General features: G+C 67.6%; 9 protein-coding genes. 1 reads left to right on the forward strand and 8 read right to left on the reverse strand.

Going from position 1 to position 22676, the window contains the following annotated elements:
• Positions 1 to 52 precede the first annotated feature (52 nt).
• From ACFXC1_RS40435 to ACFXC1_RS40465, 7 genes are all read right to left on the reverse strand, one after another.
• Entirely contained in the window at positions 53 to 727 is a 675-nt protein-coding gene (locus ACFXC1_RS40435) for an ankyrin repeat domain-containing protein (RefSeq protein WP_381252458.1), read from the reverse strand.
• Between the two features lie 167 nt (positions 728 to 894).
• Positions 895 to 1368: a hypothetical protein gene (locus tag ACFXC1_RS40440; protein WP_381252460.1), complete on the reverse strand. Its 474-nt coding sequence runs from the start codon at positions 1366 to 1368 to the stop codon at positions 895 to 897.
• 29 nt (positions 1369 to 1397) lie between these two features.
• Positions 1398 to 2078: a hypothetical protein gene (locus tag ACFXC1_RS40445; protein ID WP_381252462.1), complete on the reverse strand. Its 681-nt coding sequence runs from the start codon at positions 2076 to 2078 to the stop codon at positions 1398 to 1400.
• A gap of 1264 nt (positions 2079 to 3342) precedes the next feature.
• Positions 3343 to 4452, reverse strand: coding sequence for a hypothetical protein (locus tag ACFXC1_RS40450; protein WP_381252464.1), 1110 nt, complete (start codon positions 4450 to 4452; stop codon positions 3343 to 3345).
• Between the two features lie 3 nt (positions 4453 to 4455).
• Positions 4456 to 15462 carry a LamG-like jellyroll fold domain-containing protein gene (locus tag ACFXC1_RS40455; RefSeq protein ID WP_381252466.1) on the reverse strand — a complete coding sequence of 3669 codons (11007 nt, stop codon included), beginning with the start codon at positions 15460 to 15462 and terminating at the stop codon, positions 4456 to 4458.
• Positions 15463 to 15794: 332 nt separating this feature from the next.
• The gene (locus ACFXC1_RS40460) at positions 15795 to 16538 is read right to left on the reverse strand and encodes an HNH endonuclease family protein (RefSeq protein ID WP_381252614.1); all 744 of its coding nucleotides are present in this window, start codon (positions 16536 to 16538) and stop codon (positions 15795 to 15797) included.
• A 228-nt stretch (positions 16539 to 16766) separates the two neighbouring features.
• Positions 16767 to 17675 (reverse strand): SCO6745 family protein, encoded by a 909-nt coding sequence (locus ACFXC1_RS40465; RefSeq protein ID WP_381252468.1) that lies wholly within the window; start codon positions 17673 to 17675, stop codon positions 16767 to 16769.
• A gap of 106 nt (positions 17676 to 17781) precedes the next feature.
• Between ACFXC1_RS40465 and ACFXC1_RS40470 the strand changes: the two genes are divergently transcribed.
• The gene (locus tag ACFXC1_RS40470; RefSeq protein WP_381252470.1) at positions 17782 to 18393 is read left to right on the forward strand and encodes a TetR/AcrR family transcriptional regulator; all 612 of its coding nucleotides are present in this window, start codon (positions 17782 to 17784) and stop codon (positions 18391 to 18393) included.
• A gap of 681 nt (positions 18394 to 19074) precedes the next feature.
• Here the strand turns inward: ACFXC1_RS40470 and mfd are convergent.
• Complete coding sequence (mfd, locus tag ACFXC1_RS40475; RefSeq protein ID WP_381252472.1) at positions 19075 to 22605, reverse strand: transcription-repair coupling factor; 3531 nt, start codon at positions 22603 to 22605, stop codon at positions 19075 to 19077.
• Positions 22606 to 22676 lie beyond the last annotated feature (71 nt).

Below are 22676 nucleotides of genomic sequence, written 5' to 3' on the forward strand. Positions count from 1 at the left end.
CCCGCCCACCCAGGGCTCGCTGGGCACGACGCCATGCAAGTTGATCTCAGCGCTACGGGGCGGACGGAGGAGGTGGCGGTACACGTGGGGATTCGACCTTGGACCAACTCTCGGGGGTTACGTGGTAATGCTCCCCGTCGTCGGCATCCATCCGTGAGTGGAAGTGCACGTACAGATGATCGTCTTCGAGACGGTAGGTGACGCCGCCCATCATGCCGAACACGACGAAGGTGATTTCTACGGCTGGTGCTTCCGTCAGCGGCGCCAGCGGTGGCAACAGGTGCTCGGTCTCCTCGAAGCAACTGCCGGTTCTCTCGCGTAGCAGCGAGTGGAAGCGCTGTTCCAGCATCTCGGGCGGGGACGGGAGTGACCGCACCGCGACCGGTTCCAGGAGCTCCAGCAGATGCGTATGCCCCTGCTTCCGCGCGATGTCCACGGCGCGCTGCCCGTCCCGGGTGCGCTGCGTGCGCCAGGCGCCGTGCGCGATCAGCCGGGAAACGACGGGGAACTCCGCGCCGTGCCAGGCCGCCTGATGCAGCGGGGCGTAACCGGTACGGTTCCCGATCCGGGGGAGGTTGGCCCGCGCCGGATGCTTCCTCAACTCCTCGAACAGGCCAACCCAGTTGGCGTCCCGGGCCATGTCCGAGAGCCGGTCCCGCTCCTCCCGGTACCACGCGCTGGGCTCACGGTCGGTGAGGGCGTCCCATTCCATCACGTTCCTGATCACCCGGACACGCTAGTCCACCCCGCCGGAGCCGGGCACGGGCGACGGCAACTTCACCCTCATCCCTCTTCTCTCGGGCACGAAGGCTCTCTCCCGGGCCTGACAGACATCCCGATCCGGCCGCACCGGGAGCCAGCCAGCCCCGGTGCGGCTGGCTGGCTCTCTTTGCCCTATCCAACGGACGATGCTCGCTCTATGACCCCTCGTTGAAAATCAATGAGCTGGGAGCAGTTTGCACCGTCCAAGTTGGAGTCCAGCATGTCTTGCGAAATTCCTTCTGTGTGCAGTACGGCTTCATAGCACGAGGACATGATCTCAAGCGTGGAATCCACGTCGAACTCTGCGGCAGCACAGTCGAAGAACAAAGACAGAGCCGCAACAAGCGAGGCAAGCCCAATCGCCGGGTCTTCGTCGAGCAGTGAATACAGGCGGACCGAAATACGATCGGATTCGGCCTGATCTACATGCCCCGAGCGAGCCGATTCGAGGGCTGACTGCACAAATCTCACAGTTTCCGCAGAAAACACCGCACCAAACGTGGGACGAAAGAACCGGAGCGATCCGAAAACAACATCCGCGGACACCACTCTCCGCACTCCCGGAGAAATGTTACACAGCGCTTCTTTCCATCCCTGCGCACTCACGTCCCACAAACTCATCTCGACCCTCAACGTCAGTATTTCGAGAATTGGATAAGTGTCGAAGCCAGCTGGTTACTGTACTCATCGCAGACGTGCAGCAACTGTCCGCCCGCCTCGGAGGAAGCCGTCACCTCATTCTCCGGAGCAGCCAGTACGACCTCGTGACAGATTCTTTCAGTTTCTAGATTTCTGGTGCCGAAATATCCCAAGCCATATGAAAGAAAGCACTCGGGGACACCGGCAAGGTAGCGCTCACGATCCCCCTCCCCCTCAGTCATAGTGAGCGAGTTATCCATGTTCTTGTCGAGGTAGTCGGCCAATTCCCGAGCAAGGGCAATCAGCGAATCTGCTTGGACCTCACTCATCTCTCCCAACGCTTCCCCGAACGCGAGCCAACCATTAATGGCTTCCAACTGGAAGCTCTCAGCAAATTCCGGTTCGATCTCGGACTCGAACAATGGTGCATCACGGAGTTCAGCGATAGCCAGCTGTAGCGCCTCACTATTCTCGCCGCCCATCTGCACCTCACCGCTTCGGACCAGCGAATCGACCGCTGCCGGGTCCACTCCCCAACCTGTCGGCATAGCAATCCTGAGGAGTGGCGCCTGCAGTCTGCGCAGAGCAAGATAGGCGGCCTGATTCCGCTGCCTTCGCGACATGACACGGAGCTGGGCGGTAAGCGTCTCGTCCTCACGCCAGTCCAACTGACTCACCACTCCACTCGAAAGTTATCCACCATCGCCAAGGAAACGAGGACCAAGATCACGGTACCGAAATCACGCTGTCATGGGAGAAAGCCGGCTCGAACCACGCGGCAAAGCTGAGGATCGGCAGACTCGTCACCTGCCTACCGGCGTGATCGAAGAGGATGCGCCACGCGCTGCGCCCCTAGCGCGCCAGATACCACAGCCCCTCGGCATCCGCGCGATGATCTGCACCAGATCCGGCCGTTCATCCATGATGGCCACCACCTCTCTTCTTCAACGCACTTAAATTCCTAGGTTTAGCGGAAGATTGCGGATCCACTCTCGCTGAGCAGGATCCGCCGCGTCTGCAACGCGACTGATCGCTTCCTTGAATTCCGCACGCTCGGAATCATCCATCTATCAAGCTCAAAGGTCACGCCCTCTAGCGCATTCACCTCCGCATGCAAGTCCATACCGAACTTGAGCGCATCCTCAAGCATTGCAATGACTGAGATAAGCGCCTTCAAGAGAAGTCTGTCATCTCGTGCACCCGCCTCCGCCAACACCTGCACGATACTGCTCTTGGAGCAGGGCGTCCAAGATGCGAACCCTCGAAATACGATCGACATCGGTGCTCGTAAAGAGCCGCGTCCACCGTGCTAGAAAGACGGCCACTCTGAACCGGAGGGAGGAGTAACGCGCGTACACGTCTCGTCCCGCATTTCCAATGGCCAGCGCCGATCAATGACGGCCGCAGCATCCTTGCAGGCTTGGCACGAATTGATCCATCGCGAAATCCACGGGTACGGCGAGGAAGACATGCCGTCTCGATGGATGCCGCAGAGGGTCATGCTGAAATAAGGGAAATAGCAGGGTGCAGTCATTTAAGTCATTCCATCACAGAAGCGATGCTGTACTGGATTCGTGCTTCTGAAACACCTTCCTGCGAAGCACGTGTCAGAATTCGCATCGCTGCCGCGAAACCACGAACGGGGTAGTTATGGCCATTCAGTATGCAGTCGAACCGTGCCAGAGAGTCGACCACTGCTATCGAATCAACGAAAGCGCTTCTGCTCATCGCATCGGGTATGGAATGGGCATCAGGGTCGACAATGGCGGTGACATCCGATACCCGGACCAGCACTCACGCGAAATCGAAAGACTTTGCTGCTGTCCTGGTCCGCAGTGGCGACGCCGAAGGCCACATCCTTCACCATCTGCAGAACACCGCATCAAGTGGGCCTACCTACAACCTCACTCTCTGCACTCGTCGTGCACTTAAACGCCAAGGTTAGAGACGCTGCCACTCGTCCCGGCTCACCGGAAGCTTTAGATCTGCCAAAAGTCGTTGCAGGCTGGCCTGTCCCCAAACCTCATCGCTTGAGGCCAGGAAGTGGGCGACTTCCCTTTGAGGAAGAGAAGAAATATCGACCGGCGGGAGCCCAGCCGGAAAGAGCTTCCGGTAATACGGCCGAGCCACCAGACGACCCATCGGCCCCCCTATCGATCTCGTCGCGGAAACAAGTGGTTGCACGAGCAAGGCGAGATCCTTCACCCGTGAGCAGGTTTCTTCGGCGACGACGACCGAGAGTGGGCGACCGCCGAGCTGAGGCAAGGTCATCCAGTTCGAATCCCCCGGCGGGCTGAGTAGTGTATCCAGTTCACCGGGTCGGCAGGCGGCGTCAAGAATTACGTCGAGGGCGCGTTGGTTCGACAGATCTGCCGAACCAAGCGCAGCGGCCAGACGGATTGCCCATTCCTGACTGGAAAGAAAATCGGACAGACTCTCCCCCAGGCGCCCCAAGTCGAGCAAGGCGCCTGCCCGGTCCGCCGAGGAACCGGTCCACTGAACACGTGCCTTCAGCGACTTAATCAGTGTGCGGCGCTGGGACGGGAATGAGCTCTGAGAGGTGGTGACCGCCGCCACGGCTGCGGTTGCGGCGCACGATGCCAAGCGCGAGTCCGGATCGTCGACGAACGAGAGCTCGACCTCCAGGAGCGTGGGGATGACCAAGCCGCAAGCTGCTTCCGGCGCAGGCGTCACGAGCTCCACGATCGACGAAACCGGTGATCGTGGCGTCTGCTCACTTCTCCGCCTCAGGGCCAACTCGCGAAAGAACACAAATACGCCCTCCCGCAATGTCTTGTCGTCACCGCCAAACCTGCCGTCGCGAACAAGAATCGACAACAAATACGCGGCGGGAGCCGTAGCACTCCACACCCGGGACTCACCGAGGAGATCGGACCAGAGGTGCATGTACGGGGCTGCTGTATCAGTAGGCCCTTCCCACAAGGATCGCAACATGGAGGGCGTGTCTCCAGCGGAGCCGCCGGCATGGTCAAGTGATTCCCATGAAACCTTGGCGGCGGCCCGCTCAAATTCAAGAATGAAATCGTCCATGGCCTATTCCGTATGGCTCTCGATGAGGGGTTGCATCCATTCCCATGCCCCCTCCCACTCCGGGTTGTGCAGGCCATGGTTTCTCGCTATTTGAAGCAACTTGTTCACGGCGCGCCCTTGATCTCCATTGTGGGCAGTGCACAGCGGGAAGAAGCATCGCTCGGCATCGACAGGACCGACGGCCGCAGGCGGCTGATGGTCTGCCGATTTGGAAGACTCTGCCTCCCCGCAGTAGTGGCAAGGATGTCCTTGCATCTCCGCGGTGTCAGCAGGAGTGGGGTTGGCTCTCGTCGCAGGCGTGGTGAACCCATCGCCCTCGCTCCCCGGTCTCAGCAGTGCCGCTTCCTCAGCAGTCAGTGTCTCACCACAATTGTGGACCAGGACTGGTGTGTCCCCGGCCTCCACATAGTAGGTGTGGAGTGTGCCTATGGTCAGGTCGTAGGTGGTGGTGTTTGCGTGGTAGAGCCGGACCCCGGTGACCTCGGCCGTCCCAGTCGGAGTCTGGAGGACGTCGCCGGCACTCAGGTCCTTGCCCTCGACGAATGCCGACCGTGTCTCGTCGTAGAAGGGGTGGTGGAAGGTCGTCGTCAGGTGTGCGCCCTGCGCCCCTGATGTGACATCGGCAGTCTTGGTGCTCTGCCCGGGCGTTGCCGAGGAGACTGCCGCCACCGTCTTGGTCACTGGCTCCTGGGCAGTGCCGTGGCCGTGGCTCGCGCCCAGCGCTCCCAGTACCGCCGCCGATGCCGCCAGGCCGAACGCCGCCTTGCGGGCGACCTTCTTGGCCAGGGACTTCGTCCCTACCTTCACGCCCTGCTTCGCTGCAGCCTCGCCCGTCGCCTTGATCGTCAGGTCCACGAAGTCGTGGTCCGTGTGCGTCACGATCACAGCGGTGACCTGGTGCGCCTCCGTGCCCGCTACGCCCGGCACCGAGTTGGCGATCGTGTCGCCCACCCTCACCTGGTCGATCGCCTTCGTCGAGCCGTCGGCCATCAACACCTTGGTCGAACCGGTGAAACTGTGCGGTTCCGGCTTGGGTTTGCCGATCTTGCAGGACGAGCCCGCCTCGCTCTCCCCGGCCTCCTCCGACTGGGACTGGGAGTGCGACCCCGCCCCCTCGGACTCCGCCGCAGAAGCCGCCTCATCCGTGGCATCCGCAGCCCCGGCCTCCCCAGCTTCACTCGCCCCCTTCCCGAACAGCCCCCCGACGACCTCCATAGCCTTCGGAGCCGCCTTCGCCAGGAGCTTTCCGCCCAGGGAGCCGAGTGCTCCGCCCAGCGCACCCGTTACCGCGCCCTCGACCGCCGACCCCGCAAACGCTCCCGCGCTGCAGTCCCCGCCGCCGTTCTGGGCGCACTTGAAGCCCTGCTCGACCAAGGAGCCGGCCGCGCCTGCCAGTGCCGCGCAGCCAATCGTTCCCACGCCCCACGTAGCCGCCTCGCAGCCCGCGAAGACCGCTGTCGAGACCACGATCGACGTGATGGCCGCCGCGTGGTTCTTGACGAACTTCGCGGTGGTCTTCACCGCCTTCACCGTGGCGTGGTAGGCCGTCCGCGTCGCGTGGGCTACCGCCTTGGCCGCCTTCTTCACCGTGTGGGCGACCTTGTGTGCCGCCTTTTTCACCGCGTGGACCACGCGGTGCGCGACCCTCGATGCCTTGTGGTACGCCGTATGCACCGCGTGAACTGCCGCGTGGTATACGCGTTTCACGTGTCTGACCGTGTAGTGGTAGACCCGCCGCGTCACCCGCACCGTCGCCCGGTACACGTCCTGCACCTTGTGGACGACCTTGTGGGCCGCGTGCTTTACCGCGTGAACTACCTTCCGGGCCACGTGCTTTGCCGCGTGGTAGACCTTGTGGACCGCGTGCTTGACCTTCTTGGCCACGTGCTTGGCGGCCTTCACCTCGCACGAACCGGTCCACCAGGAGCAGTGACCCGACTCGTCCGTACCCACCATCGGGTTGTCGTCGACGTACGCGAACGGGTTCGCCGCCACCGAGTCCGGGCTCGGGTCCAGGGACACGCTGTCCTTGTTCAGGAACTCGCCGGAGTTCGGGTTGTACCAGCGGGATGCCGTGCCTACGTCGCCCGTTCCGGGTTCCGTCCAGCCCGACTGGAAGCCCAGGTGGCCTATCAGCGACAGCGTCGCCGTCACCTTGCCGAGCGGGTCGTACGTCGCCGAGCCCGACAGGGACGTGGCGCCGGACGTGAACGTGCCCACCACATCGTCGTGCAGGTCCGTCAGGGCCAGGGACCCGGTCGACGCGCCCGACTGTTTGATGCCTACCAGGCCGCCGCCCGGGTCGTACGTGTACGACGCGTCCCCATCCGTCGCGATCGTGTTGTCCGCGCCCGAGTAGGCGAACGTCCGGGTCGTCGACGCGGCCGTGTTGGTGTCCGTGATGTTCCGGCCCAGGGCGTCCAGCGTGTAGGACTGCGGGCCGGCGACGATCTGGCCGCCGAACGCGTCCGTCTTGAACGCGGCCGTGCCGTTCGCCGTCGACGACTCCTGGGTCATCGTGCCGCGGGCCGAGTAGGAGTAGGAGTTGGTGCCGTCCGAGGTCAGCTGGTCTCGGGCGTCGTACGTGTAGACGTCCGCGCCCACCCGCACCCGGTTGCCCGAGGCGTCGTACGAATACGCCGTCGTCGCCGAGCCGTTGTTCCACGACGTCAGGCGGTCCGACCAGTCGTACGCGTACGTGTTGGTCGACGCGCCCGTCACTCCCGCCGTCGTCTTCGACGTCAGGTTGCCGTTGTTGTCGTAGCCGTAGGTGAAGCTCGACAACGTGCTCGCGCCTTGCACCATCACGTCGTTCGACAGCTCGTGTGCGCTGTTGTACGTGAACGTGCGCGTCTGGCCCGTGCTGCCGTACTTGATCGTCTTCAGGTCGTTCAACTGGTCGTACGTGTACGACAGATGGGTGCCGGTCGCCGCGTCGTCCAGCGTGGACAGGCGGCCCGCCGTGTCGTAGCCGTAGGACTGGGTGCCCGCCGCGTCCGTGCGGCTCAGCATCGAGCCGTCGTCGTTGTACGTGAAGCTCGACGTACCCGCCGAACCCGACGTCGACAGCAGATCGCCCCGGTCGTCGTACGTGAACGCGTCGTGTGTGGATGCCTGGTGGTCGGCGGCGCCCACCGTGCCTGCCTCGTCCGTGTCCGCCGAGGTGACTCGGCCGTCGGCGTCGTAGGAGAAGCTGTGCTTCGCCGAGGCCGCTTCCGCGCCGGTGCCCGTCATCGTCTTCAGTTGGTCGTTGGCGTCGTAGGTCATCGACGTCGTGACGCCGCCGGGGGCGGTGGCCGAGGTGACGTTGCCGTCCGCGTCGTACGCGAAGGTCGTCGTCGTATCGGCGGCCGAGGTGTACTGGCTCGTCGTGGGCTCGGTCACCGTCGCCTGCTGGCCCCAGGGGGTGTAGGCGTAGCGCCAGGAGTTGCCGCGGCCGTCGGTGAAGCGGGTGCGGTTGCCTGCCGCGTCGTAGCCGAAGGACGTGGTGATGGACGTTGTCGCGTCCACCGGTTCTACCTGCTGGGTGATCGTGCCCGCCGCGTCGTACGTCCAGCGGGTGGTGTGCTGGTTGGCGTCGGTGGCCGCGGTCAGGTTGCCGTTGCCGTCGTACTGCTCCGAAGTGCCGTACAGGAGCGTGCCGTTGGCGTCGTAGCTGCGGGTGGCCGTCGGGTCGTCGTTGACGTTGTAGTCGGTGGTCGTGTAACTGCCGTCCGCCAGCGTCGTCTTGGTGGGGTTGTCCTCGAAGTCGTAGGTGTAGGACGTGGAGTTGCCCGCGCCGTCCGTCGTTTTCGTGACGTCGCCTGCGCGGTTGTAGGCGTACGTCGACGTCACGCCGCCCGGGGTCGTCGTCGAGGAGACGTGCGCCCCGTATGGGTTGCCGGTGGTGACGGCGTAGGAGTTCGTCGTCGTCAGCGTGCGGGTGGAGGGGTAGCGCTCCAGCGTGGTGGAGGTGACCTGGCGGCCGAGGTAGTCGAAGGTCGCCTGGGCCTGGGCGCCCGTGCCGTCGGTCGCGGTGCGCTGTTCGCCGTTGGTGTCGTAGGTGGCGTGGGTTTTCGTGCCGTCGGGCTCGGTTATCTGGGCCAGGTCGCCCAACTGGTCGTAGAGGTAGGAGGTGGTCCTGCCACCCGGTGTGGTCTCACTGGTCTGGTTGCCCTCGCTGTCGTACGTCCAGACTGTCGTGCCCGCGTTGGGAGTTGAGGCTCCGGCGGGGGTGTACGACGGGAGGGTCTCGCTGACCTTGTTGCCGACGGCGTCGTAGGCCGTGGTGGTGACCAGGCCGGTCGGGTCCTTCTCGGCGACGGCCTCGCCGAAGGTGTTGAAGCCGCTGGAGGTGACCGGGTTGACGGGCGCTGCGTTCGCGGCGATGCCGTCGGCCTCCGACTGGACCGTCGGTGCGGTGGTGACCGCGAGGTTGCCGGCCTGGTCGTACGCGTAGGTGGTGGTGTGCTGTTCGGGGTCCGTCATGGACGTGGGCAGACCGCGTTTGTCGTACGTGTACTTGGTGGTCTGCTGGTCGGAGGAGCCGACCGTGCCGCCCGAACGGCCCTTGCCATACAGGGAGTTGATCTCGCTCGTCGACAGGGCCCGCTGGTAGGTCTGGACGTTGCTGACCGCGCCGTTGACGGCGTTGCTGACGGTGCCCGAGGCGGTCTTCGCGCCGCCGATGGACAGCGGACCCGCTCCGGTCCAGGGGGCGGGGTTGTTGGCGGTGCCCGCGAGGGTGCCGTTGACGTACAGGCTCATGGTGCCGGTCGACGCGTCGAAGGAGCCGACCAGTTGGGTCCAGGTGTTGAGCGCCGGGGTGCTGGAGGCGGCGGCGCTGTAGTACGCCGACGGGGCGGCGGAGGTGTCCTGGCTGGGCGAGATGAGACGGAAGACGCCCGTGGTGGAGGCGTACTGGAGGTAGAAGGAGGAGCGGTTGGTGCCGCCCTGCGCGACGAAGGTGCGGAAGGTCGAGGTGTCCGACAGCTTCACCCACGCCGAGACGGTGTAGGAGGAACTGGTGTCCAGGACCGGTCCGTTGGTGGCGGCGATGTCGCCGTTGCCGGAGGTGTCGCCGCTGAACTGGGCCGCGTCGTCCGACCAGGTCACGCCCGGACCGGCGGTGACGGTGTTGCCGGTGCCGGAGGAGTCGGTGACGGATCTGCCGGAGGTCTGGTTCAGCTTCCACCAGCCCGACGGGTGCCCGGAGGCGTCGCCGTACAGCGTCTCGCTGAGCAGGTTGCCCATGTCGTCGTACGTGTCGGTCGTGGTGCGGTCGTAACCGGTCGCGTCGTGGTCGTTCTCCGACGCGACCTGGTCGTCTGGGGTGTACGACACGGACGTCACGCGGTCGACACCGGTCGGGTCGACGGTCGTGGACGTCGTGCGGCTGGAGGCGTCGACCGTGAACTGGGTGACGTTCTCGCCGTTGTCGGTCGTCTGCGTCAGCAGGTTTCCGGCCGCGTCGTAGGTGTCCGACTCCAGGACATAACTGCTGGTCCCGTCGGAACTGGTCTTCTTCACCGTCGCGGTGAGGCCGTCGTCCGTGTAGGTGTACGACGTCGTGTTGCCCATCGCGTCGGTGACCGAGGCCAGCCGCCCTGCCGGGTCGTAGGCACGCGAGGACTCGACGAGTTTCGCGGCGGTCTGCGGGGAGACCGGGTCGCCGGTGTACATCAGGCTCTGCGTGAGCAGGTTGCCGTTGTCGTCGTAGGTGTAGTCGGTCTCGTTGCCGGCGCTCGTCACCTCCTGGGTCTTGTTGCCCGAGGTGTCGTACGAGTACCTCGTCGTGTTGCCGTAGGACGTGCCGGCCGCGACGTTGGCGTCGGACTCGGTCAGCAGCCGGTCGTAGGCGTCGTAGGTCTGGGTCTCGGTGCGCGGGGCGTCGCCGCCCTGCGCGTCGGAGACGGTCTGGGAGAGGACGTCGCCGTCGTCGTCGTAGACCGTGCTGGAGACGGCGGAGTGGTCGGCGCCCTGCACGCGGTCGGTGATCTTCGGGTCGTGCTCGGTGATCACCTGGCCGTTCTTGTCGTACTCGTAGCTGGTGGTCAGACCGGCCGGATAGGTGTCGGAGACGACGTTCTGGCTGAGGACCTGGCCGACGTTGTCGTAGGTGTACGACGTGACCAGACCGATGGCGTCGGTGGTGGAGGCGACGTCGCCGTTGGTGAAGTACGACACGGAGTTGACCGCGCCGCCGGGGCTGACCGTCCTGACCGGGAGGCCCTTGGGCACGACCCCGCCGTTGGCCGACGGGTAGGTGCTGGTGCCGTCGCTGTAGACGGTGGTCGTGGTGCGGCCGGACGGGAAGCCGGGGACGGCGGGGCCGGTGACGGCGGTCTGGTTGCCCGCCGAGTCGTAGGTGTACGACGTCAGGTACGTGTTGTCGGTCGCGGACGCGGAACGGCCGTCGCGCTCGGTCAGCAGCTGGTCGTTGCGCGGGTCGGCGGTGGTCAGCTGGGCGGTCGTGTCGTCCGGGTAGTACGTGTAGTACTCGGTGTTGCACTTGTTGGCGACCTGGTCCTGGCAGGACGTGGACGAGACGATGTTGCCGCGGACGTCGTGACCGGTGGTGGTGACCGCGCCGTTGGGGTCGGTGACCGTGTGCTCGAAGCCGGCCGTGTCGTAGCCGAAGCTGGTCTTGTTGCCGAGGCCGTCGGTCTCGGTCAGGGCGCGGTTTCCGTTGGTGACGTCGTAGGTGTACGTCAGCGTGGACGTGGTCGGCGAGGTCACCTTGACCGTCTCGACCGGGAGCAGACCGGTGGAGTCCTTGGCCGCCTCGACATGCGCCGCTACGTCCGCCGCGCTGAGCGCCGTGTGGTAGAAGGCCGCGTCGGCGATCGAACCGGTGAAGTGGCTGACGTCTCCCGGGGAGTCGAGCCAGCTCTTGGCGAAACCGGCGCCGAGGTAGAGGTGGTTGTAGGTCTGGTCGGCGGGGGTGCCGGAGTAGCTGGACTGCTGGACGCCGTCCAGGTACAGGGTCTGGGTGGCGCCGGAGACCGTGATGGCCACGTGGTGCCAGGTGTTGTCGGTGACCGTGCCGGTGGAGCCGAACGCCGTGGAGCCGGAACCGCTGCCCGAGTAGTAGTGGCCGTGCAGTTTGTTGTCGCTGCCGACGTACAGCAGGGGCGCCCAGGTACCGGACGCGGCGGTCGCACCGGAGATCGCCGCCGACTGGGCGCCGACGATGACGCCCTGCGAGGCGGTCTTGAACCAGAGCTCGAGACTGCGGTCGCTGGTGCCGAACTGCACGGACGTCGGCAGTTCGACGTACGAGGAACTGCCGTTGAACGTCGTGGCCTTGGCGTCGCTGAACGGGCCGGCCGCGCCGAGTGTCACCCCGCTGTACGTGCCGTTGCCGCCGTGCACCTCGTTGAGGGCCGTGGTCGCGCCGGCCGCCTCGCCGAGCCGGTAGTAGCCGGCCGGTCCGCCGCCGAGGACCGCGCCCCGGTAGGTCTGGCTGGAGCCGGTGACAGTGGGCGCGGCGAGCTTCCACACGCCGCCGTTCTCGTCGGTGAGCTGGGTGAGGGCCGTCGTCGCCGGGTCGTACGTCATCGTCGCGAAGGACTTGCCCGACGGACGCTTGACGGAGGTGAGCAGGGACGCCGAGTGAGTGCCGTACTGGTAGAGGGCGTTGACGTCGGCGGCGACCAACGGGCGTCCGTACCAGGCCGCGTCGGCGATCGAGCCGTTGAAGTAGGTCGCGTAGCCGGTGGCGTCGGTGGTGCTGCTGTTTCCCTCGTCGGGCCAACTGCCGCCCAGGAAGCCGGTACCCAGGTAGTTGAAGACCTGGTTCTTGCCGAAGGCCACCGCGCTCTTGATGGAGACGGTGCCGGTGCGCGAGCCGACCTTCGTGTTGTCCAGGAACAGCGTCTGCGAGTTGCCCGCGGCGCTCAGCACCACGTGGTGCCACTTGCCGTCGGCCACGGACGCCGAGGACACGATCGGGTTGATGCCGCCGCTGTACCAGAACTCGGCGTTCAGCTTGCCGTCGGTGCCGACGTAGATCGACGGGGTGTAGAAGCCGGCGGCCTTCTTCGAGCCGATCGGCTGGGAGGCGTACGAGTAGAGCACGCCCGGTCCGGCCGAGGTCTTGAACCACAGGGACAGCGCGCCCGAGTCGGTGTCGTTGCCGGTGTTCTTCGGCAGGGCGACGTCGGAGTTGGTGCCGTTGAAGGAGGCCGCGGTGGAGGAGGAACCGGTAAGTGGTCCTGCCGCGCCCAGCGTGACGTTCTCGTATGTCGCGTTCTTGGTGCCCTCGTTGGCGAGGACCGCGTCCTTCGCTGTGGTGCCCGAGCTCTCCGTGAGCGGCCAGGCCGCGCTCGGGTCGAGGTCGAGGGAGGCGTTCTGGTACTGCGAGCCCGTCGTGTAGCCGTACGTCGTGCACTTCGTCGTCGACAGGGGCGCGCACACGGTCGTCAACTGGTCGCCCGTGTAACCGTAGTTCCAGGTCAGCGCGGTCGAGGCGGTGCCGGCGGTGACCGGGTCGGTGGTGACGGTCGCGATATGCGCGGCGAGGGCGCCGGAGGGGGTGGACCAGGTGAGGGTCAGGGTGCGGCCGGAGACGTTGGACTTCATCTGCGTGACATGGCCGCTGGTCCAAGTCAGTGTGATGGAGCGGCCGTTGGCGTCCGTGACGGAGGTGAGTCCGTAGTTGCCCGTGGTCAGCAGGGTGGTGAAGGCGTAGACCGTGTCGTCCTTGTCGGTCAGGCTGTAACCGCCGCCGCTGACCGTGGTGAACGTGGCCCAGCGGCCGGTGCCTGGCGCGAAGGTGCCGTCGCTGTTCTTGCCGTAGCCGACCTGCGAACCGTCCGGATAGGTGACGTTGACGCTGGTGACCGCGCCGGCCGCGCTGTACTGCTCGGTGGCGCGCGCGTCGAAGATGGACGACCAGCCGGAACCGAAGGCTCCGGTCCAGCGCGGGTCACGGGAGTTGTAGTCGCGCTCGACGTCCAGGGACGGGCCGACGGTGGAGATCGAGGCGTCCGTGTCGGAGGTGGTGTAGTTGCCGATGGACGCGTCGAAGCCGTGGTCGCTGCTGTTCTGCGACAGCCCCGAGGTGATCACGGGCTGGGGCACCTGGACGGACAGCTCGTAGGGATCGGCGGGCGAGTAGAGCCCGGTCGTCGCGTCGTACGCCTGGACTTCCCAGTTGTAGTTCTTGCCCCAGGCCAGCTTCCCGGCCGGCACGGTCCAGTCGCCGGTGGAGACCAGGCCCGAGTCGACGACCAGCGCGTTGTTGGCGTCGTAGACCTTGAACTGGTACTTGTTCGCGCTGCCGCTGGTGGAGTTGGCGCCGCCCGCCCAGGCGGTGAGCTCCGGGGTTGTGGTGCCGACGACCGCGTTGTCCGCGGGGAACTGCTCGTAGAGCTGCGGGGCGGTGTTACCGGTGTAGGTGACCGAGATGTACGGGCCCTTCCCGGCGTCGTTGAAGGAGCCGAACTGCTTCCAGTGCACGTTGTCGTTCGTGGCCGCGTAGACCGCGAGGCCGTAGTCGGCCGTCGTCCCGCTGAACCAGCCCTGGATCGCCGACGTCGTCAGCGGCACGCTCAGCCAGTCGCCGACGGTCCGGTCGGCGCCGGTGTTGGCGCAGGCGTTCGGGACGGTCGGGGTCAGGTTGCCGATGGAGGAGCCGTAGGTCGGCCCGGGGTAGGCGGTGACGCCCTCGGGTGTCCACGCCTGAGTGACAAGGGCGACGTCGAATTTCTCGGCGGTGCAGGTCGCGGCCCAGGTGTCGAACAGGTGCAACGAGGCCGCGGTGACCGTCAGACCGGTGTCGTCCCAGGCGGTGTCCCAGTGGTTGATGTAGCTCGCCGCGGAGTGCGTGCCCGAGTCGTACGAACCGACCTTGATCGTCTGCTCGTAGGAGTGGTCGCCCGTCGCGTCCGAGCCCGACTCGGCGTACGTGGTGGTCCAGCCGTCCTCGACGGTCGGGTCGACGGTGACGGGGAAGACGCGGTGCGTGTCCTTAAGCCAGGCGTCGTCGAGGGTGATCCTCAGCGCGTAGCCGCCGCCGTCCCGCACAAGGGTCGTGCTGACGTCGTGGGTGGTGGTCGGGTCACCGGAGCGCGGGTCGACCTTCGAGTCGTAGGCGTACGACGGCGGGACGCGCTCCACGGTCTTGCCCGCGGCGTCACGCAGGACGATCGAGCCGTCCTTGTTCTGGACGGGGGTGAGTCCCTTGAGGTGGAGCGGGAAGGTCCAGGAGTTGCCGGCGTCCGCGGAGTGCAGGACGACCGCTTCCTTCACGCCGGTGGCAGTGGGGGCGACCTGGAGGTCGGTGTCGGTGAGGACCTCCGGGTAGGTGACGCGCGAGCCGCCGTCGACGGTGCCCTTGACGGCCTGGGCGTCCTTCAGCCCGTAGGCGACGGTGTGCTGTGCGTCGGGAGCGAGGGAGACGAGCGTCGAGTCGTCGGCCTTCGCCGCGAAGTCGACGTCGAGGGAGTTGGCCTTCTCGTGCCACCGCCCGTCGGGTCCGGCCCGTACGTCCACGTCGATCGGGGCCCATTTGCCCTTGCCGACCTGGTAGTTGACGGGTGTCGGGGAGAGCTGTCTGGTGATCGAGCCGTCGGCGTTGTCGAAGACGGTGTCGGTCCGCGAGGACTTGGCCGCGTCCCGCTTGCTCGTCCTCGCGTTGAATCCGGCCTTGCCCGCAGCGCTCTTTCCCGGCTTCACCGAGGCCGAGTGGGCGTGGTAGGCGGCGAGTTCGCCCTTGCCCTTCCCCGGCTTACGGCCCGCGCCCTGGTGTGCCTCGGTGGTGGCGGCGGAGACCCGGTGCCGCTTGCCGGCCGCCGTGCCGGACTTCTCCGACGGCAGCCGGCCCCAGTGCGGGTCCTTCAGCCAGGCGGTGAGTGAGGACAGGCTCGGCAACGAGACGTCCACGGCGTGCAGTTCGACCCCGTCGGCCATCGCCTGCTGCGTCGTCCACATCAGGGCGAGCGCGGTCAGCAGGAGCAGGGCGACACCACGGCGGGCGCGCCGTGTGCGGCGGGGTGGGCGAACACGGCGAGCGAGCCGGATGCGCACGACGGGGACTCCAACGGTCGACGGGCACGAAGCAGCCGCCATCAGTCGATGCTTGACCGGGTCCTGACATGACAGCCACAGAAACGCACAGATCTTGCCCATCGCCAACAAAGACCGAACAGACCCTGGAAGAGATCATCGCCCGATCTTGACCATTACCCGGTGAACGCGCCCCGAGTCACCCCTGATGCCCCTTTGCTCCTTGCCAACTCCTTTACCAGTACAACGACTTGGGCTGAACAGATCGTCATCTCCCGTATGTTTACTTCGCGGGAAAGGGCTTGCTCCGACGGGCGCTCGGCTCGCTTCGGTTCACTTCAGTTCGCTTCAGTTCACTTCGCGTGGAACCTGCTCGGCGCGTTCGTCGGGTTCCCGCCGGACGGGAGCTTCTGGCCCGGGCAGGTCGAGAGGACCTTCTTCATCGCGGCCTTCTCGGCGGCGGTGACCCACAGCCCGTACTTCTTCTTCACGGCGACCTGCGCGGCCACATAGGTGCAGCGGTACGCCTTGTCGGGCGGCACCCAGGTCGCCGTGTCGCCGTCGCCCTTGCTGCGGTTGGCGCTCGCACCGACGGTCAGGAGGTTGAGGGGGTCGTTGGCGAGGGCTATGCGCTTGCTGGCGTCCCAGTACTTGGCGCCCTTCTGCCAGGCGTCGGAGAGGGCGACGAGGTGGTCTATGTCGACGAGGCTGGCCCCGCGACGGTAGGTCACCTCCTTGCCTGAGTACGGGTCGGATTCGAGGATGCCGTAGGACACCTTGCAGGTGCCGTCGGTGAACTTCACCTGCTTCAGGTCCCGTTTGAGGATGTCGTCCCTGGTGTCACAGCTGTTGGAGTCGGTGTCGGCCCAGGCGGTGCCGAACCTCTCGCGGGAGTAACCGGTCTTCGGCGCCCGGCCCTTGACGGTCAGGGACTCGGCGGCGGTGAGCGCCGCGCCTCCGCCGGAACCTCCGCCGGAGTTCCCGCCGGCGTCTCCACCGGTCGTCGCTTCGGGCCCGGAGGCCCCTGTGGTGTCCTTGCATCCGGCTACGGACAACATGATCAGGACGGCAACGGCCGCCCCACCCCTCAGACGCATCACGGTGCGCCCCTCCCCTGGTTCACCCGGCCCCCGCCCCTGCGGGGGCGGATATTGACCTGGTGCCCACGTTAGCGGCGGAGATGTCGCGAACATATGGGGCCCGGGGGCGCATGACGTGCAACTCGGGTGTATAGGCACGACTTAGTCGGCGTGGGCGCCCCCACCTCGCACTCTCCCCCCACACTCTCTCCCCAGAGCCCTCTCCGACCTTGCCGGACACCCTTCTCAGACCTTGCCGATGCCCAGGGTCGACTCCGAGGGCAGCAGCCCCGAACCGAGCACGGCGACCCAGAACTCGCCCAGCAGATCGGCGAGTCGGTCGGTGTCGGTCCTCCCGAGGAACTGCCAGGGCTCGGCGGCCAGCCGGTCGGTGCGGCGCTCCACCTCCTGGCGCAGCTCGCGGCCCGCCCTCGTCGCCGTACCGAGGTCGTCCAACAGGCCGCGGGCGACCAGGCGTTCGCGGGCCGCCGCCCATTCCTCCCGGGACCAGCCCCGGCTTGCGAAGCGCTCGACGGAGGCGGCTCCTATCGCGGCGAAGGAGACCAGGGACTCGACCGGGTCCAGGCCGGCGACGAGGAGGGCGGCGAGGTGGCCGTCGCCTCGGTGTTCGCGCAGGATCGTCGCCGCGTGCCACAGCTGGAGGTGGGGTTCCTCGGGCCAGGCCAGCTCGGCGTTGGCCGCGGCGAGGGGGCGGCCGGCCGTGGTGGCCGACTCGGCGGCGCGGCGGGCGAGGGCGGCGGCCTCCGCGAGTTCGGGGCTGTCGACACGGTCGCCGAATATCGCGCGGTAGGCCCGGTCCATTCCGCGCAGCCTCGCCTTCAGTGCGGCGTCCGGGCTCGCGATGTTCCACGCGGGGTCGATGTGCTCGGCGACCATGCGGGGGCTGAAGCTGTAGAAGGCGGAGGTCACCCGCTCGGCACCGGCCGGGCCCAACGGGGCGGCGCGCAGCGGGAAGTAGCTCGGCCAGCGCTCCTCCGTGTCGTAGCCGAGCGCGGCTGCCTCCTCGAAGACCTCCGGCGCGTAGTACAGCACCGCGTGCAGGGGTTCGAGCAGGTGCCAGAGCTGGCGCACGCGGCCCGGCTCCACGGTGGCGGGGTAGTTCGCGGTCTCCACTCCACGTACGTCTTCGGACATGGCACAACTCCTCGTCGCGTCCCCGTCGTTCCACAACTTGACACTGACAAGATTGCCCCAGCCGCTCGAACTTGTCAATGCCTAGATTCGGCGTACGCTGCTGAGTATGAGTACGACCGAGCCGACCGAGCCGACCGAGCCGGCCACGCCGGCCAAGAGCCCGTATCACCACGGCGATCTGCGCCGCGCCGTCCTCACCGCCGCGCTGGACGTCATCGCCGCCGACGGCCCGTCCGGGCTGAGCCTGCGGGACCTCGCCCGCCGCGCCGGTGTCTCGCACGCGGCGCCGGCGCATCACTTCAAGGACCGCACGGGCCTGTTGACGGCCATCGCGGCGGAGGGGTTCGGGCTGCTGGCCGCCACGATCGGGGAGGCGGCGGATCTCAAGGACGCGGGAGTGCGGTACGTGCGCTTCGCGCGCGAGCATCCGGCGCACTTCCAGGTGATGTTCGCGCCCGAGCTGCTGCGTGAGGGCGACCTCGAACTCACCATGGCTCGCGCGCTGGCGAGCGACGCGCTGAGCGGCGCCGTCTCCGCCGTGCCGCCCGAGGGCCGCGGTCCCGACGCCCGCCTCGCCGGAGTCGCCGCGTGGTCCTTGGCGCACGGCTTCGCGACGCTGCTGCTCGGCCACAATCTGGACGGGGCGGTGGGTGAACGGGAACCGGAGGAGGTGTTCCGGGCGCTGGCAGGGATGTTGTTCCGCGGGGCGGCCAGTTGAGGGCTCCGTGGCTCAGCCGGCTGACGGCGCGCGCGGTTGCTCCGGGCGGCAGTTGGTCCGAACGCTGGGGGGACACCCGGGCGGGGCAGTCGGGCCCAGGCGGCCACTCGGGGCCGGGGGCAACCGGGCCGGGGGGCAGCCGGGCGCGGGGGCGCTCAGGCCGGAAGGCCACGCGGGGCCGGGGGGCAGCCGGGCGCGGGGGCGACCCGGGCGGGAGGCAACCGGGCGGGCTCGCTGTTGCCGCTCGACTCGCCGGACGCGGGGGCGACCCGGGCGGGAGGCACCCGGGCGGGCTCGCTGTTGCCGCTCGACTCGCCGGACGCGGGGGCGACCCGGGCGCGGGCACTCGGGCCGGAAGGCCACGCGGGGCCGGGGGGCAGCCGGGCTGGGGGCAGCCGGGCGCGGGGCGACCCGGGTGGGAGGCAACCGGGCGGGAGGCGACCGGGCGGGCTCGCTGTTGCCGCTCGACTCGCCGGACGCGAAAGGTCGTGGGCCCTCCCGGGCAGGCAGGCCGGGGGCGGGGCCCGCTGTCGGCCGATCCCGTCAGCGGGGACCGGGCGGCTGTATGCAGCTGAAAAAGTGTGACGCTTTCCCTAAGAAGCGTCACACTTTTCCCAAGGGTGCCCCCGCCACGCCGAACGCGCCAAGGGCCCCGACCCCAGCCCGGCCGCCCCCTCGCCCCTACGACCCCAGGATCGTCGCCAGGAACTCCCCCACCCAGCCCAGCAACTCCCGCCCCACCAACGGCTTTCCGCCCACCCTGGAGGTCTTCGGGCGGGGGACGAGGATCTGGTGGGCGGCGGGCTTGATGACGGTTCCGGGGTAGAGGCGCTTGAGGCGCAGTTCCTGGGACTCGCGCAACTCCACCGGTGCGAAGCGGATGTTGGTGCCCTGGAGGACGATGTCGCCGACGCCGCACGCGCGCGCGAGCATGCGCAGGCCGGCCACCAGGAGCAGGTTCTCCACCGGCTCGGGCAACTTGCCGTAGCGGTCCACGAGTTCCTCGCGTACGGCCTTGATGTCCTCCTCCGTGTTGGCGGAGGCGATGGACCGGTAGGCCGACAGGCGCAGGCGCTCGCCGGGGGCGTAGTCGTGCGGGACGTGCGCGTCGACCGGGAGCTCGATCTTGACCTCCAGTGGCGGCTCCTCCTCGACACCGCCCTCCAGGGAGGCGCGGTAGTCGGCGACCGCCTCGCCGACCATGCGGACGTACAGGTCGAAGCCGACGCCCGCGATGTGGCCGGACTGCTCGCCGCCCAGGAGGTTTCCGGCGCCGCGGATCTCCAGGTCCTTCATCGCCACGTACATGCCCGCGCCCATCTCCGTGTGCTGGGCGATGGTGGCGAGGCGCTCGTGGGCCGTCTCCGTGAGGGGCTTCTCCGGGGGGTACAGGAAGTAGGCGTAGCCGCGTTCGCGGCCTCGGCCGACACGCCCCCGGAGCTGATGAAGCTGCGACAGGCCGAAGTTGTCGCCTCGTTCAACGATCAGCGTGTTCGCGTTGGAGATGTCGATGCCGGACTCGACGATCGTCGTCGACACCAGGACGTCGAACTTCTTCTCCCAGAAGTCGACGACGACCTGTTCCAGGGCCTGTTCCGACATCTGGCCGTGGGCGGTGGCGATGCGCGCCTCCGGGACGATCTCGCGCAGACGCGCCGCCGCGCGGTCGATCGATTCGACCCGGTTGTGGATGTAGAAGACCTGGCCCTCGCGCAGGAGTTCGCGGCGGATCGCGGCGCCGATCTGCTTCTCCTCATAGGGGCCGACGAACGTCAACACAGGGTGACGTTCCTCCGGGGGCGTCGTGATCGTCGACATCTCGCGGATGCCGGTGACCGCCATCTCCAGGGTTCTGGGGATCGGGGTGGCGGACATCGTCAGCACGTCGACGTTGGCGCGCAGCTTCTTCAGCTGCTCCTTGTGCTCGACGCCGAAGCGCTGCTCCTCGTCGACGATGACCAGGCCGAGGTCCTTGAACTTGGTCTCGGAGGAGAACAGCCGGTGGGTGCCGATGACGAGGTCCACGGAGCCCTCGCGCAGGCCCTCCAGGGTCGCCTTCGCCTCCGTGTCGGTCTGGAAGCGGCTCAGCGCCCGTACGTTGACCGGGAACTGCGAGTACCGCTCGGTGAACGTCCCGAAGTGCTGCTGCACGAGCAGCGTCGTCGGGACGAGCACGGCGACCTGCTTGCCGTCCTGGACGGCCTTGAAGGCGGCCCGTACCGCGATCTCGGTCTTGCCGTAACCGACGTCGCCGCAGACCAGCCGGTCCATCGGGACCGACTTCTCCATGTCGTCCTTGACCTCGGCGATCGTGGTCAGCTGGTCGGGGGTCTCCGCGTACGGGAAGGCGTCCTCCAGCTCACGCTGCCAGGGCGTGTCCGCGCCGAACGCATGCCCCGGGGCCGCCATCCGGGCCGAGTACAGCTTGATGAGGTCGGCCGCGATCTCCTTGACGGCCTTCTTGGCGCGCGCCTTGGTCTTCGTCCAGTCGGCGCCGCCCAGGCGGTGCAGGGTGGGTGCCTCGCCGCCGACGTACTTGGTGATCTGCTCCAGCTGGTCGGTGGGGATGTACAGGCGGTCGCCGGGCTGGCCGCGCTTGGCGGGGGCGTACTCGACGACCAGGTACTCACGCGTGGCGCCCTGCACCGTGCGCTGCACCATCTCGATGTAGCGGCCCACTCCGTGCTGCTCGTGGACGATGTAGTCGCCCGTCTCCAGGGTGAGCGGGTCGATGGTCTTGCGGCGGCGGGCCGGCATGCGGGCCCCGTCCTTGCCGGCGGCCTTCTGCCCGGAGAGGTCGGTCTCGGTGAGGACGGCGAGCTTGAGCGCCGTATCGACGAACCCGTAGTCGATCGAACCGGTCGCAACGTGCACTACGGAGGGGGCGATTTCCCCGAGGTCCGTCTCCAGGCGGGCCGCCACGCCCTCGCTGCCGAGGACCTCGACGGTGCGGGCGGCGGGGCCGTGGGCCTCGGTGACGAAGACCGTGCGCCAGCCGTCGGCGAGCCAGCCCTTGGTGTCGGCGAGGGCCTTGGCGGTGTCGCCGCGGTAGGTCTCCGGGGCGTGCATCCCGAGCTTCAGGGTGTCCGCGTCGAGCTCTTCGTCTGCGGCGAAGGGCGACACCGACCACCACATCATGTCCAGCTCGCGCGCACGGTCCCGTACGTCCGCGATGGCCCACAGGGAGGCCGCGTCGACGTCGATGGGCGCCTCGCCGCCGCCCGCGGTGGCCGCCCAGGAGGCCTGCAGGAACTCCTGCGACGTGGCTACGAGATCGGCGGCACGCGTGCGTACCCGCTCCGGATCGCATACGACGGCCATCGCGCCCTTGGGCAGCACGTCGAGCAGCAGCTCCATGTCGTCGACGAGCACTGGGGCCAGCGACTCCATGCCTTCTACGGCGATGCCCTCGGCGATCTTGCCGAGCAGCTCGCCCAGCTCGGGGTGGGCCTCGGCGAGGGCACGCGCGCGCGTGCGGACGTCTTCCGTCAACAGGAGTTCACGGCAGGGGGGTGCCCACAGGCCGTGTTCGGCGACCTCCAGGGAGCGCTGGTCGGCCACCTTGAAGTAGCGGATCTCCTCGACGTCGTCGCCCCAGAACTCGACGCGCAGGGGGTGTTCCTCGGTGGGCGGGAACACGTCCAGGATGCCGCCGCGCACGGCGAACTCGCCGCGCCGCTCGACGAGCTCCACGCGCGCGTAGGCGGCGGCGCCGAGCGCGTCCACCACCGCGTTCAGGTCGGCGGACTGGCCGGACCTCAGGGCGACCGGCTCCAGGTCTCCGAGACCCTTGACCTGCGGCTGCAGCACGGACCGCACGGGTGCTACGACGACGGAGACCGGGCCCGTCTCCGGGTCGTCGTCCCTCGGGTGGGCCAGGCGGCGCAGCACGGCGAGGCGACGGCCCACGGTGTCGCTGCGCGGGCTCAGCCGCTCGTGCGGGAGCGTCTCCCAGGAGGGGTACTCCACGACACCGTCCGGCGGGAGCAGCGAGCGCAGGGCGGCGGCCAGGTCCTCCGCCTCGCGCCCTGTCGCGGTCACCGCGAGGACAGTGCGGCCGGCCTCACGCGCGAGCGCCGCGACGGCGAAGGGGCGGGTCGCCGGGGGGCCGACCAGGTCGACGTGCATGCGGTTGCCGTCGGCCGCCGCGCGGGTCGCTTCCGCGAGGGCGGGGTCCTTGACTACGGCGTCGAGCAGACCGTGCAGACTCATGGAGGGGCGCTTCCGTCCGGGGGGTGGGCAACACGAAGGGCCCGACGCGCGCGGTGTGGGGCCGGGGGGTT

It is taken from the genome of Streptomyces hokutonensis (assembly GCF_042751305.1).
Taxonomy (GTDB): Bacteria; Actinomycetota; Actinomycetes; order Streptomycetales; family Streptomycetaceae; genus Streptomyces; species Streptomyces hokutonensis_A.

Bases quoted from the DNA above. Each gene is read 5' to 3' on its own strand.
- ACFXC1_RS40450 (WP_381252464.1), bottom strand. From the start codon at position 4,452: ATGGACGATTTCATTCTTGAATTTGAGCGGGCCGCCGCCAAGGTTTCA.
- ACFXC1_RS40460 (WP_381252614.1), bottom strand. From the start codon at position 16,538: ATGCGTCTGAGGGGTGGGGCGGCCGTTGCCGTCCTGATCATGTTGTCC.
- ACFXC1_RS40465 (WP_381252468.1), bottom strand. From the start codon at position 17,675: ATGTCCGAAGACGTACGTGGAGTGGAGACCGCGAACTACCCCGCCACC.
- ACFXC1_RS40470 (WP_381252470.1), top strand. From the start codon at position 17,782: ATGAGTACGACCGAGCCGACCGAGCCGACCGAGCCGGCCACGCCGGCC.
- mfd (WP_381252472.1), bottom strand. From the start codon at position 22,605: ATGAGTCTGCACGGTCTGCTCGACGCCGTAGTCAAGGACCCCGCCCTC.